The 13156-nt window shown below is 48.4% G+C and carries 11 protein-coding genes; 8 read left to right on the forward strand and 3 right to left on the reverse strand.

Annotation, left to right across the window (positions count from 1 at the left end):
* Window positions 1-64 precede the first annotated feature (64 nt).
* The 7 genes from hpt to VIR50_RS09450 all read left to right on the forward strand — a co-directional run bounded on the left by hpt (window position 65) and on the right by VIR50_RS09450 (window position 5849).
* On the forward strand, window positions 65-601 hold the full coding sequence (hpt, locus tag VIR50_RS09420) for a hypoxanthine phosphoribosyltransferase (protein ID WP_331934873.1): 537 nt from the start codon (window positions 65-67) through the stop codon (window positions 599-601).
* Window positions 602-641: 40 nt separating this feature from the next.
* Window positions 642-1214, forward strand: coding sequence for an adenylate kinase (locus tag VIR50_RS09425; protein ID WP_331934874.1), 573 nt, complete (start codon window positions 642-644; stop codon window positions 1212-1214).
* Between the two features lie 35 nt (window positions 1215-1249).
* Window positions 1250-2410, forward strand: coding sequence for a GTPase ObgE (gene obgE, locus VIR50_RS09430; protein WP_331934875.1), 1161 nt, complete (start codon window positions 1250-1252; stop codon window positions 2408-2410).
* Window positions 2403-3182 (forward strand): peptidoglycan editing factor PgeF, encoded by a 780-nt coding sequence (pgeF, locus tag VIR50_RS09435; protein WP_331934876.1) that lies wholly within the window; start codon window positions 2403-2405, stop codon window positions 3180-3182. Before obgE ends, pgeF begins: the two co-directional genes overlap by 8 nt.
* A gap of 89 nt (window positions 3183-3271) precedes the next feature.
* Window positions 3272-4390 (forward strand): M23 family metallopeptidase, encoded by a 1119-nt coding sequence (locus VIR50_RS09440; RefSeq protein ID WP_331934877.1) that lies wholly within the window; start codon window positions 3272-3274, stop codon window positions 4388-4390.
* A gap of 15 nt (window positions 4391-4405) precedes the next feature.
* Window positions 4406-5587, forward strand: a complete 1182-nt coding sequence (locus tag VIR50_RS09445; RefSeq protein ID WP_331934878.1) for a phosphoribosylaminoimidazolecarboxamide formyltransferase — start codon at window positions 4406-4408, stop codon at window positions 5585-5587.
* Window positions 5588-5663: 76 nt separating this feature from the next.
* Complete coding sequence (locus tag VIR50_RS09450) at window positions 5664-5849, forward strand: hypothetical protein (protein ID WP_331934879.1); 186 nt, start codon at window positions 5664-5666, stop codon at window positions 5847-5849.
* A 92-nt stretch (window positions 5850-5941) separates the two neighbouring features.
* Here VIR50_RS09450 and VIR50_RS09455 read toward each other — a convergent pair whose 3' ends face one another.
* The 3 genes from VIR50_RS09455 to VIR50_RS09465 all read right to left on the reverse strand — a co-directional run bounded on the left by VIR50_RS09455 (window position 5942) and on the right by VIR50_RS09465 (window position 8899).
* On the reverse strand, window positions 5942-6910 hold the full coding sequence (locus VIR50_RS09455) for a bifunctional methionine sulfoxide reductase B/A protein (protein WP_331934880.1): 969 nt from the start codon (window positions 6908-6910) through the stop codon (window positions 5942-5944).
* A 351-nt stretch (window positions 6911-7261) separates the two neighbouring features.
* On the reverse strand, window positions 7262-8233 hold the full coding sequence (locus tag VIR50_RS09460; RefSeq protein WP_331934881.1) for a FecR family protein: 972 nt from the start codon (window positions 8231-8233) through the stop codon (window positions 7262-7264).
* 99 nt (window positions 8234-8332) lie between these two features.
* Window positions 8333-8899 (reverse strand): RNA polymerase sigma-70 factor, encoded by a 567-nt coding sequence (locus VIR50_RS09465; protein ID WP_331934882.1) that lies wholly within the window; start codon window positions 8897-8899, stop codon window positions 8333-8335.
* A 1034-nt stretch (window positions 8900-9933) separates the two neighbouring features.
* Here VIR50_RS09465 and VIR50_RS09470 point away from each other — a divergent pair.
* Entirely contained in the window at window positions 9934-13143 is a 3210-nt protein-coding gene (locus tag VIR50_RS09470) for a SusC/RagA family TonB-linked outer membrane protein (RefSeq protein WP_331934946.1), read from the forward strand.
* The last annotated feature ends 13 nt before the right edge of the window (window positions 13144-13156 follow it).

Below are 13156 nucleotides of genomic sequence, written 5' to 3' on the forward strand. Positions count from 1 at the left end.
CAAATGAATAAGGCTGTTACATAGTTTTTTCGTATTTTTGCACCAAATTATACAATTCCCAGCTATGAGTAAAATCAAAATTTTGGATAAAACGTTTAGAACTTTTATCCCGGAGGAAGAAATCCAACAACGTGTGAAGGCCGTAGCCGAAAAACTCAATAAGGACATGGAAGGCAAGAATCCTTTGCTGTTGGCAGTGTTGAATGGCTCATTTATGTTCGCGGCAGATTTAATGCGCAATATCACCATTCCGTGTGAGATTTCTTTCGTGAAGCTGGCTTCTTATCAGGGCACAACTTCGACTGGAAAAATTAAAGAAGTGATAGGACTGAATGAAGATCTGACAGATAGGACTGTTGTTATCGTGGAAGATATTATTGATACCGGTACTACGATGAAGCAGATGATAGAATCGCTGGGAACACGCAATCCAAAGTCGGTCCATATATGCTCAATGCTCCTCAAGCCGGGCAAGCTTCAAGTGCCCTTGAATATTGAGTACGCGGCGATGGAAATACCCAACGATTTCATCGTGGGATACGGTCTTGACTACGACCAACAAGGCCGTCAATTGAGAGACATTTACGTGTTGGATGAATAATTTACAAGCGATAGGCAAATAAATTTATATTAAATAAGAGATGAAAAATATTGTAATATTCGGCGCTCCCGGTGCAGGTAAGGGCACACAGAGCGATAAGATGATAGAGAAGTACGGCTTGGGCCACATTTCTACGGGCGATGTGTTGCGCAATGAGATTAAAAACGGCACCGAATTGGGCAAGACTGCCAAGGGATTTATCGATAACGGACAACTGATTCCTGATGAGTTGATGGTTGATATATTGGCAAGTGTGTACGATAGTTTCGGTTCCGACCATCAGGGAGTTATCTTTGACGGTTTCCCCCGTACCACACCACAAGCTGAGGCTTTGAAGAAAATGCTGGCAGAGCGTGGCCACAAGATTGCTGCCATGATAGAATTGTCAGTTCCTGAAGATGAACTGATGGCTCGTTTGATTAACCGTGGCAAGGAAAGTGGTCGCAGCGATGACAATGAGGAGACCATTAAGAAGCGCCTGAACGTTTACCATACACAGACAGCTCCGCTGATTGACTGGTATGAGAACGAGGGCGTGCATTATCATGTAGAGGGCTTGGGCACGGTAGATGATATTTTTGCCCGCATCTGCAATGTGATAGATCGTCTGTAATATATCATTTTTGAATCACTATCCACAAATAAAATATGGAAAGTAACTTCGTCGACTACGTTAAGATTTATTGTCGCTCGGGTAAGGGTGGCAGGGGTTCTATGCACCTGCGCCATGTAAAGTATCAGCCCAACGGAGGTCCTGACGGTGGTGACGGAGGCAAAGGAGGAAGCATTATCCTGCGTGGTAACCATAACTATTGGACGCTTTTGCACTTGAAATACCAACGTCACGTTTACGCCGAGCATGGTGGTAACGGCGGAAGGGACAAGTGTCATGGCACCAATGGTAAGGACCAATACATCGATGTGCCTTGTGGTACGGTGGTATATGACGCCGAAACGGGTAAATATGTGTGCGATGTGACCTACGACGGTCAGGAAGTGGTATTGCTTAAAGGTGGTAGAGGCGGCTTGGGAAACTTCCAATTCCGTACTTCAACCAATCAAGCGCCACGCTATGCGCAGCCCGGTGAACCCATGCAGGAGCAGACTGTCATCCTCGAATTGAAGCTGTTGGCGGATGTGGGATTGGTCGGTTTCCCTAACGCGGGTAAGTCCACGCTGCTTTCCACGCTGTCAAGCGCACGTCCAAAGATAGCGAACTATCCTTTTACAACGCTTGAACCCTCATTGGGAATCGTAGGTTATCATGACAAACAGAGCTTTGTTATGGCCGATATTCCCGGTATCATTGAGGGTGCAAGTGAAGGGAAGGGACTCGGACTCCGGTTCCTTCGCCACATCGAACGCAACTCCTTGTTGCTCTTTATGGTGCCCGGCGATACGGAAGATATTAAAAAGGAGTATGAGATTCTGCTGAATGAGCTGAGCCAGTTTAACCCTGAAATGCTGGATAAGCATAGGGTTTTGGCTGTCACCAAGTGTGATTTGCTGGATGAGGAGCTGATAGATATGCTCAAGGAAACGCTTCCGGCTGATTTACCGGTTGTCTTTATCTCTTCCGTTACGGGCAAGGGATTGGCTGAATTGAAAGACTTGCTCTGGAAAGAACTCAACAGTGAGAGCAATAAGTTGCAGGAAATTACTTCTGAAGATACGCTTGTGCATAGGGACAAGGACATGTCGAGGTTCTCGGAAGAGCTGCATGATGAAGGCATGGATTCAGATATAGAGTATTTGGATGACGCTGATGTGGAAGACGTAGAGGAACTCGATGATTTTGAATATGAGTAATCCAATATTGCATTTCTACGATGTTGACAGCCGAGTTGTCGCGTTCTCTACCACCAGACATGGTGGAGTGAGCCGAGACAGATACGGAGAGCTGAATTTAAATGAGTTTTGTGGCGACGATGCACAGAATGTTCTCACCAATCGAAGGTTGGTGGCTACAGAGCTGGGCATAGCCGCCACTCGCATTATAGTGCCTCATCAAGTGCATGGCAAAGCGGTGAGGACCATTGAGGAAGGTTTCTTCGACATGTCTTCAGATGACCGTACAGCCTTGTTGGATGGCATAGATGGCGTTCAAACCCAAGAAACGAAAGTCTGTATCGGTATTTCCACGGCCGATTGTATTCCCGTTTTACTTTATGATACGGTACATCACGCGGTGTCGGCAGTGCATGCCGGCTGGAGAGGAACGGTGCAACGCATCGCCCAACAAGCCGTAATGGAGATGCAGAAGTCGTTTGGCACACGGCCATCTGACATAAAAGCTGTAATCGGACCGGGCATAAGCGTTGCTAATTTTGAAGTGGGACAAGAGGTGTATGATGCGTTTGAGCTGGCTGGTTTCGACATGGAGACTATTGCCATCATGAAAGAAAAGTGGCACATAGACCTTCCTTTATGCAACAAACTTCAATTATTACAGCTCGGAGTGCCGGAAGCCAATGTGCAAGTAGCTTCCATCTGTACCTTTGACCATGTGGATGAATACTTCTCCGCACGCAGGTTGGGGAAAGAATCCGGGCGAATTTATACGGCAATCATGCTGAAATAATCCTTTAAAGGAATCGCCGTTGCGGTACTTTAGACCTAAAAATAAAGAACGAAGGCAATCGTTATTGCCATCCTTTAAACCTAAATAACATGACTTTAAAATTACGTTTATTGTTGTCGGGCTTATTTTTTGTGGTTACCATGTCGGCCTTTGCTCCGGTTCGTGACCATTTTACGGCAGCCGAACAACAACAAATCAGCATAGAAACTCCCGGACTTTTTGCCCGTTCCAATGCGTTTCATATCGATTTCAGCATATTAAAGGATAAGGAGTATTCTTTTCCTTTGCCCGTTGGTAAAGCTAAGCTGATGAATAACAACGCACAACTTGAGATTACCACAAAGCAAGGTGATGTTGTCAAAGCGATGTTTGGAGGTGTCGTAAGACTATCCCGTAAGCTGGATACTTTCGGCAATGTCGTCATTATCCGGCATGATAATGGATTGGAAACCGTGTATGGTGACAATGCTCAAAACTTGGTAAAGGTAGGTCAACGCGTAAAAGCCGGCCAGTCAATTGCTATCGTCGGCCAGCAAGGTAAGCTGACTTTCGCCATCATGGTGAACGGTGGACGCATTAATCCTGAGACAATCATCGCCATCAACAGCCACAAACTCAGAAAGCAAACGATTCTTTGTAAGAAAGTCAGAGGCTCTTTCGTGGACGTGTCGGTGGTAGAGAAAAGCAAGAGCGATGACGAACCGGATATTACGGATGAGTCTTTGGCCAAGTCAAGTCTTGAGAAACTGAACCTATCAGAGCTGGAAAAAGAGCGCTGGGCCTATCCTTTGCCCGGCAGCCACGTCATCAGTCCCTACGGAGGAAAGCGTCATCATGCCGGCGTTGACCTGAAAACAAAGCCCAACGACAAGATTGTAGCGGCTTTCGATGGAATCGTAACCTTGTCGGGACGCCATTACGGCTACGGCAATTGTATCAAGATAAAGCATAAGTATGGCTTTGAGACCCTATACAGTCATCAGTCCAAGAATTTTGTAAAGGTAGGTCAGAAAGTAAAGGCAGGAGAAGTCATAGGCTTAACCGGCAGGACCGGTCGGGCCACGACGGAACATTTACATTTTGAAATATCCTATAAAGGCCGTCGCATGAACCCCGCCGTAGTCTTCGATCATGCTAATCGAAAGTTGCAACAAGTGACATTGACCTTGGGAAAGAACGGCAAGTTAACTTCAAAAAAGAATAAGTAATTTTTCAAATACATTATGAAAGAACTGGCATTAAAGTACGGATGTAATCCAAATCAGAAGCCTTCGCGCATTTATATGGACGAAGGTGAGTTACCCATTGAGATTATCAGCGGCCGACCGGGCTATATTAACTTTCTCGACGCTTTGAATTCATGGCAGTTGGTGAAAGAACTCAAAGAAGCGACAGGCCTTCCTGCCGCCGCGAGTTTTAAGCATGTAAGCCCTGCCGGGGCCGCCGTGGGATTGCCATTGAGCGACACTTTGAAGAAAATTTATTTCGTTGATGACGTCAATTTTGAGCTTTCTCCCTTGGCTTGTGCCTATGCTCGTGCCCGTGGTGCCGACCGTATGTGCTCTTATGGTGACTTTGTAGCCTTGAGCGATGTCTGCGATGAGGCCACGGCACTGCTTATCAAGCGTGAGGTGAGCGACGGAGTGATAGCCCCGGGATACACCCCTGAGGCCATGGAAATACTGAAAGCCAAGCGTAAGGGTGCCTATAATGTCATTCAGATAGACCCTTCCTACACGCCAAATCCCATAGAGCGCAAGCAAGTTTACGGCATAACCTTCGAGCAGGGACGCAATGAAATCAAATTGGATGACCCATCGTTGTTTGAAGATATACCCACACAGAACAAGACTTTCACCGAAGAAGCCAAGCGCGACCTGATCATTTCACTGATCACATTGAAGTACACGCAGAGCAACTCCGTATGTTACGTGAAGGATGGTCAGGCCATCGGTATCGGCGCAGGCCAGCAGAGCCGCATTCATTGCACCCGCTTGGCCGGCAGCAAGGCCGATGAGTGGTGGCTGCGCCAATGCCCCAAGGTGATGAACTTGCCCTTTAAGGCCGACATACGCCGTGCCGATCGCGACAATACCATCAATGTATATATCAGCGAAGAGTGGGAAGATGTGCTGCAGGAAGGCACTTGGCAACAGTTCTTTACCGAGAAGCCCGAGCCGCTGACACGTGAAGAAAAGAAGGAATGGATAGCTCAAAACACGAAAGTGGCCCTCGGTTCCGACGCTTTCTTCCCCTTTGGCGACAATATAGAGCGTGCCCATAAGAGCGGAGTGGAATATATTGTGCAGGCAGGAGGCAGCATTCGTGACGACCATGTTATCGATACTTGCGATAAATACGGTATCGCCATGGCGTTTACCCATGTTCGTTTGTTCCACCATTAATACGTATAAGGTGTGAAAAGGCAGGGGAAATGGTCTGTTTCCCTTGCCACGTCACATGAAACATGTCATTCTTATTATGGATAATTTTGATGAAATCTTAGAAGGTGGTATTGTCTTTAGAAGCTCTCCCAAGGGCGATCCTAAAGAGGGCAAGGTGAAAACCAAAGCCAAAAAGAAAAAGTATATCACCGGTGCTCATGGCAGTGGATCGGCCAAGCAAAAAGCAAAATACAGAGAGCAACGTGCCAATAGGCATAAATAAGCACCCGAAACCGTTTAAACAAACCGTGATTGGAGCGTCTTGATGGCCCTCCGATCACGGTTTGTTTTTTATGAGAAATCCTATCGCCGGTCTTATTTGGCATTGGCCTTACGGGCCATGTTGAAAAGCGAGGCAGGCAGATGGCAGTAGCCATTCTTGTTTTTGTCGAGATAATCCTGATGGTATTCCTCGGCGGTAAAGAAGTTCTTGAGCGGTGTCAGCTCCACGGCGAGTTTCTCCCCAACCGCCTTTTCTTCCCGTTGGAATGCCGATTTCAGTTGTGGCAGGTCCGCTTGGTCAACATAGTAAATACCCGTGCGATACTGCGTTCCTCGGTCATTGCCTTGTCGGTTGAGGCTTGTGGGATCGATGGTTTGGAAATACAAGTCGGTCAGGAAGCCAATGCTGATGATACTCGGGTCGTAAACCACCTTTACCGCTTCGGCAAATCCCGTTCTGTCGGTGCATACTTCCTCGTACGACGGAGTGGCGTCGCGGTTGCCATTGGCGTAGCCCACCTCCGTTGCTACCACACCTCGAATCTGCTTAAAGTAATGTTCGGTTCCCCAGAAGCAGCCTCCCGCGAAGTAAATCGTTCGCATTTCGTGCTGTTGGGGAATGAAACGCAGCGACAACGAGTTAGCACAATGGCGCGTGTCCTTGGCTGTCAGCCGCTCACCTTCAAAGACATGACCTATATGGGCACCGCAACGGGCGCATACTATCTCCGTCCTTTGGCCGTCAGCGTCAATCTGTCGCCTTACGGCACCCGCTATCTCATCGTCAAAGCTGGGCCATCCACATCCGGAATTGAACTTGTCCTTTGACCGATAGAGCGGTGTCTCACAGCGGCGACACACATAGGTGCCGGCTTCGTGAAAATCGTTGTACTCGCCCGTGAAGGGTCGTTCGGTGGCTTTGTCCTCAATGACGGCCCGCTCATTGCGGGTTAGGGGAATGGCTGAATAGTCGGGTAGACTGTCGTTTTGTGCCATATTCGTGTCTGCTGGGTCACTGTGTTGGTTCTTTCCCGTGCAGCCTGTGGAGTAGAATATACTCATAGTGATAAAAATAAATAGTAATTGTCGCATCATAAAAGTGTTTTTTTTTGAAGTTTGGAAAAATAGTCTTGACTGCCCGAGTGCAGCCTATCTTATGCAAAGATAGTGCAAATGAGCGTCATAAGAACTTGTTCTTAAATGACCGAGTGTAGCCTATCTTATGCAAAGATACTTGTTCTTCGCTTCGCAATTCTCTTCTTATGGTGAAAAAAACATAACTCCCAAGGGACAAAAAGTTAACAATTCTTCTATCCGCTATGCGAGAACTGCCGGCTCACGGGCATGAGACGACGACCCACTGCGGTCATGCGTGGGCATTCACCTTATTATATATAAGGGGTAAAAAGAAAGCTATTTAAGGATAATCTTGTCCTTACCATGCGTATAGCTGATAGGGATGGTAAGGCTTAGTTGGCTGAAGATAGAATCAATGGCAGCCGACTTGTGGATAGCTCCCGAGTAAGTATGGTGAAGACTCAGCCTTGGGCTCACGGCTATGTCAACGTGATAAATTTCCGAAATGATGTCGGCTATCTCACGGATGTTGGCATTGTGGAACGTTATGATGTCGCTATGCCATATCCCGGCAATCTCTTTGTTCACCTCTTTTACACGGAGGCGCCCCGTGGCATTGTCGATATTGGCCTGCTGGCCGGGCTGCAACACCATTTGGTCGTTCGACTTGTTGCTCCTCACTTCTACCGAACCACGTACAAGGCTCACCGCCGTTGCGTGTTCCGAAGTGGTGTTATAGTTGAATTCTGTGCCTAAAACTTTCACCCTCGCGTTCCTACTTTCCACGATGAAAGGCACGTCATGGCTGTGCTTTACGTTGAAATAGGCCTCGCCAACAAGGCTCACCGTGCGCTCCTTCTCGTCAAACGAGGGAGGATAAGTGAGCTTGGCACCTTTGTTGAGCCACACTTGCGTGCCATCGTTGAGCGTTATCTTGCGTATGGCGGTGGTGGCTTGGGCGGTTATCAGTTGCTTATGGCTCGTGCGATGGTTGAATAAGAGCGTGGCGCCCAAGCCTATCGTGACGAGGAAAAGGGCCGCATAGCCTATCCATCGGCGTGAGTTGAGGCGTCGTAGGGCAGGTTTTTCTCCCTCAATACGACGCATCAGCCGTCGCAGGGCAGCCTGCTTTTGAGCGTCGCTAACCTGCAAGCCGGCCACCTTCTCATGAAGACCCACCATGGACTCAAACCGCTCCATGTTCTCCGGGGCAGCCTTTATCCATGCCAACAGTTGGCTGAGGTCGTCATGAGTGCAGTTACCCGTGAGGTAACGTGCCATGATGTCTTGGTTGAAAGAGTTCTCCATACTTGAAGTTAAATGACGCTTTTTGAGCTATTTCTGTATATATAACCACCACGAAAGGGGTTTCTACTTACTTTTTTCTGTTAATTTAAGAGTTCGATGTTATCTGATAGGCAATTGCAACATCAGCAACAAGCAGCCCAAGGTGCTTTTGAGCGTGACGCGGATGAGCTTCAGCGCCTTGTAGATATGGGCCTCGATGGTACGTTGTGAGCAGTTGAGCTGTTGGGCAATCTCCTTGTTGTGCATTCCTTGCAGGTAGCTCATGCGGAATACTTCCTGACATCGGGCGGGCAGCGGATCGATGGCTTGCTCTATGATTTGCATGAGGTTGTTGCTCTCCGCTAACTTGTCGGCGCTCTCGTATGCCGTTTCCACGTGGCGCAACTGTAGCTCGTGAATTTCCTTCATCAGCGCTACGTAGCTGTTGCTGATGTTCCGATGGCGCAACACACTGAGCCCTTTGTTGAGCACGGCCTTGTAAAGCATGGCCTGCGTGTTGCCCGTAAAGTCGATGGAAAGCCGGTGTTCCCATACGAAGGCAAACACATCCTCAACCACGTCTTCGGCCGTTGCGTCGTCACGCACTATGCCCTTGGCGTAGATAAGCAATCTTCCGTAGTTTTCCATGAAGAGTGCGGCAAACTGCTGCTGTGAAATGTTGCCCATGCTTTTTGGTCGATGACGTGCTTAAAGTGGATGTGGTAAAGGTAAGGATAATATGTTTTATGACCAAAGGAAAACGTGAAAAAGTGTTGATATAAACCTTTTTGTCTGTTGGGAGAAAACTGCACACAAGGTGATGAAAGTGTTAAAATAGGGCGGAAACAAGTGTCTTGCTTTCCTTCGGGATAGGGTTGATAAGGAAAAGAATGGCCGTTTGAAAGTCCGAAATCGGCTCATTGTTTCATGAAATGGGGCGTCTGTCGGTGTCAAAAGGCTGCTTCCGCATGGTTGTTTTATCATTTTGAAGAGTCGGAAGGGCCTTAGTGGCAGGGTCAAAGGCCCTTTTTGACTATTGAAAAAGCCCTCGATTGCATGCTCCTTTTTTGAATGATTGTTTTTAAATAATTGATAATGAGGGGATTGTGATTAGGCTCGTAAAATCCTTATATTCGGCTTATGAGCGGCTGCTTTTCGATGAGTAGGAAAATAGGAGGATTGAAATGTTAAAAAAATATTGCACACTCTGTTTCATTCTTCTTATGCCGGGGGCATGATAAAGCGTGTCGGCCGTGGCGTAATTCTTGAAAAAAGTGGGGTGGAGGAACCGAAAATAACGGCTTATAAACATTTTTTTGAAAATATAAGGATTGGGCTAAGTAGTTTTCATGGCACGGACGTTGTTTAATTAATGACTGACTAAAATATACTCACACCTAAAAATGTAAGACATGAAACATTACAATTGCCTATTTGGGGTATTGTTGCCTCGTGCATTATTTATTGTTTGTCTGCTGTTGGCTCCGTGCTTCGTGGCTCTTGCTCAGATTACTTTGAATCAGAGCAACACCACGGTTGGCAAGGTTATTAAGAGCGTGCAGCGGCAAACGAAGTACCAATTTTTCTATGATGACCACATTTCTGACATACCCGTAAAGTTGATAAATGTGAAAGATGCGCCCTTGAAGGAAGTGCTCAACAGGATTCTTGGTGGCCACGGAGTGACCTATCAAGTCAAGAACGACTTTGTTTATTTGAGGATGAAGGACAAGAGTGTTGTCGCCACCGCTGCTCCCGCCCAAAGCCGTGAGCAGGCCACTACCGTTTCGGGAAAGGTTGTCGACGTGGCCGGTGAGCCGCTTATCGGCGCTACCATCTTGGAGAAAGGCACCTCGAATGGTGTCATTACCGACCTCGACGGCCATTTTTCAATCAAAGTGCCGGTAGGAACGACCTTGGTGGTAAGCTATGTCGGGTTTAACGCCAAGGAGTTACGAGCTGCCCACAACATGGTGGTTACTTTGTCGGGCGACGCCAAGGCGCTTGACGAAGTGGTCGTTGTAGGCTATGGCACGCAGAAAAAGGCCAATCTGACGGGTTCCGTTTCGCAGGTCAAGATGGATGAGGTGCTTGGCGATCGGCCCGTGGTGAACGCCGCGGCTGCCTTGCAAGGCGCCATGCCGGGCCTGACTATCGGTGGTGGTTCGGGACCGGGCTTCGCCAAATCGCTCAACGTGCGTGGTACGTTATCAATCAATGGCGGTTCGCCACTGGTGCTTATCGATAACGTAGAGGGCGATATTAGCGCGCTAAACCCCGAGGATATAGAGAGCGTTACGGTGTTGAAAGACGCTGCCAGCTCGGCTATCTACGGCGCGCGGGCGGCAGGTGGCGTAATCTTGGTTACGCTGAAGCACCCCAAGTCGAACGACCGTTTCACGGCAAACTACAACTTTAACCTTGGTTGGGAAAAGTCTTTGAACCGTTTGGAGCAGGCTTCGCTCATGGAATATCTTGACGCCTACCTCGAGGCAGGCTACTCCAACTCTTATTGGGCGGGCAATGGCGACGTGGCCAAATGGCGTGATTACCTTGGCCAATATCAGCAGAATCCGTCGTCGGTCAACACGGTTGGCGATGGTATCTTGAAGGATGAGGACGGCCGTGTTTACTGGTTGTCGGAGAAGAATCTGGCCAAGAACATTCTGTCTACGGGCTCTATCAATAATCATAACTTGACCGTTTCGGGTGGAAGTGAGCGCATTCGCTATCGCCTTTCGGGCAGTTTGAGCCGTGAGAATGGTCCGTTGGTCACCAATAAAGATATGTTCCGACGCAAGACTATCAGTGGTTTTATCTCGGCGGATGTGCTGAAATGGTTTACCCAAGAGGCCTCTTTGATTTATACGAACAGCACTCGTACCAGCCCACAGAACGTGGGTAACATGAGTGGTTTCTACACTACACGACTCATTAACTACTATCCCGAGGGCAACATACCCGGCTCTGTGCTGGGCGTAGCGGAGGACCTGCCGTCGCAGACGCCGCTGAACATGCTGAACTATGCGCCCGTGGCTCATAACGAGTCGTCCGTTCCACGTGTGCTCTTGCGCTCTATCTTCAAGCCGTTGCCCAACTGGACGATTACGGGAGAATACACTTACAACCGTACCGACGAGCATTATAATTTCTATTCGGGTCGTTTCAGGTTTGCCGATGTGCAGCTTGCGGCCAAGAATTCCATGGAAAAAGGACAGGACTTCTACCGTATGTCTGAGTCAACGGAGAAGTACAACGCCCTCAATGTCTTCTCGAACTATGAGCATACATGGGGCAATCATGCCTTCAAGGCCATGGTTGGTTACAATCAAGAGAAGTATTACTATCGTTATTTCTACGGTAACGTGCTGGCGCAGGCCGTTCCCAGCGTTCCCTCTTTCGCGGGTGGAACGGGTGAGAAGACTATTAAGGACAGTTATTCCGAATATACCATTCGTAGCGGTTTCGCGCGTTTGAACTATGCTTTTGCCGATCGTTACCTCTTGGAGGTGAACGGTCGTTACGACGGTTCGTCCAAATTCCCCAAGGATCATCGCTTTGGTTTCTTCCCATCGGTCAGTGTAGGCTGGCGTATGGGGCAGGAGGCGTTCATGGATTGGGCAAAGAGCTGGCTCGATGACTTTAAGTTGCGCCTCTCTTACGGCTCTGTGGGCAACCAACGTATCGCTCCTTACCAATTCACTCCTACCATGAGCGTGAACAGCAGTGGTACTTATATCTTGGATGGTGGCGGAAAGACCACTTACATTACTTCGCCCGGACTGGTGAGCAGTAACTTTACATGGGAGAAAGTGACCACCTTTAATGTGGGCTTCGACCTCTATGCCTTTAAGAATCGCTTGACGGCTACCTTCGATTGGTACAAGCGTAAGACTACCGGAATGCTGTCAGCGGGTATCGAGATTCCCGGAGTGGTAGGTACAGAGGCTCCGTTGCAGAACGTGGCCGATATGAAGAACAACGGTTGGGAACTCAATCTGACATGGCGTGACCGCATTGGCGATTTCAGTTATCGTGTGGGTCTGAATATCTACGACAGTCAGGCTGAGATAACGAAGTTCAACAATGAGTCGGGATTATTGAATGATTACTATGTCGGACGCAAGATAGGTGAGATATGGGGTTACGTCTCTGACGGTTATTATTCTATCTCCGACTTCGACGCCGAGGCCGCTAAGACGGGTGTATGGAAGCTTAACGAGGGTGTCACGAAGATTAACGGAACCAATCCGCAGCCCGGGGACGTGAAGTTCAAGGACTTGGATGGTGATAACGTTATCACCGTGGGAGAAAGCACCGTGAAGAAACCCGGCGATCGGAAGGTTATCGGCAATGACGCCTCTCGCTATCAGTTTGGTGCCAGCTTGGGCGCTTCGTACAAGGGATTCAGCCTCGACGTGATGTTGCAAGGTGTGGGCAAACGCGACTATTGGTTAAGTGGCGCGGCCTTGTTCCCCTTTGGTGGTGCCGGTGCGGGTGACGCCGTATTCCAAGCTTTGTACTATAATCAGACCGATTATTGGGTAGCTAAGAGCTATGATCCCGAAAGTCCCGATTATATGGTGCCCGTTAATTCCGACAGTAAGTTGTTCCGTATCTACGGACAAGGCAACAATGTGGGTTCAAACACACGTGTGAGCGACAAGTATTTGCAGAATGCGGCCTACCTGCGTGTCAAGAATGTGACTTTGTCTTATACCTTCCCGAAGGAGTGGACGAGGAAAGTGTTGATGCAGGACGCCAAGGTTTATGTCAGCATAGAGAACTTGGCAACATTCAGCAAGCTGCCGAAGGGCTATGATCCTGAAGGTTCTTCTGCGTCGTCCACGGCCAATGCGCTCAGCAATGGTATCTCTTGGGGTTATCCCTACTACCGCACTGTATCTGTGGGTGCAAGTATTACGTTCTAAATCTTATAAGAAA

The organism is Prevotella sp. (genome assembly GCF_036570325.1).
Taxonomy (GTDB): Bacteria; Bacteroidota; Bacteroidia; order Bacteroidales; family Bacteroidaceae; genus Prevotella.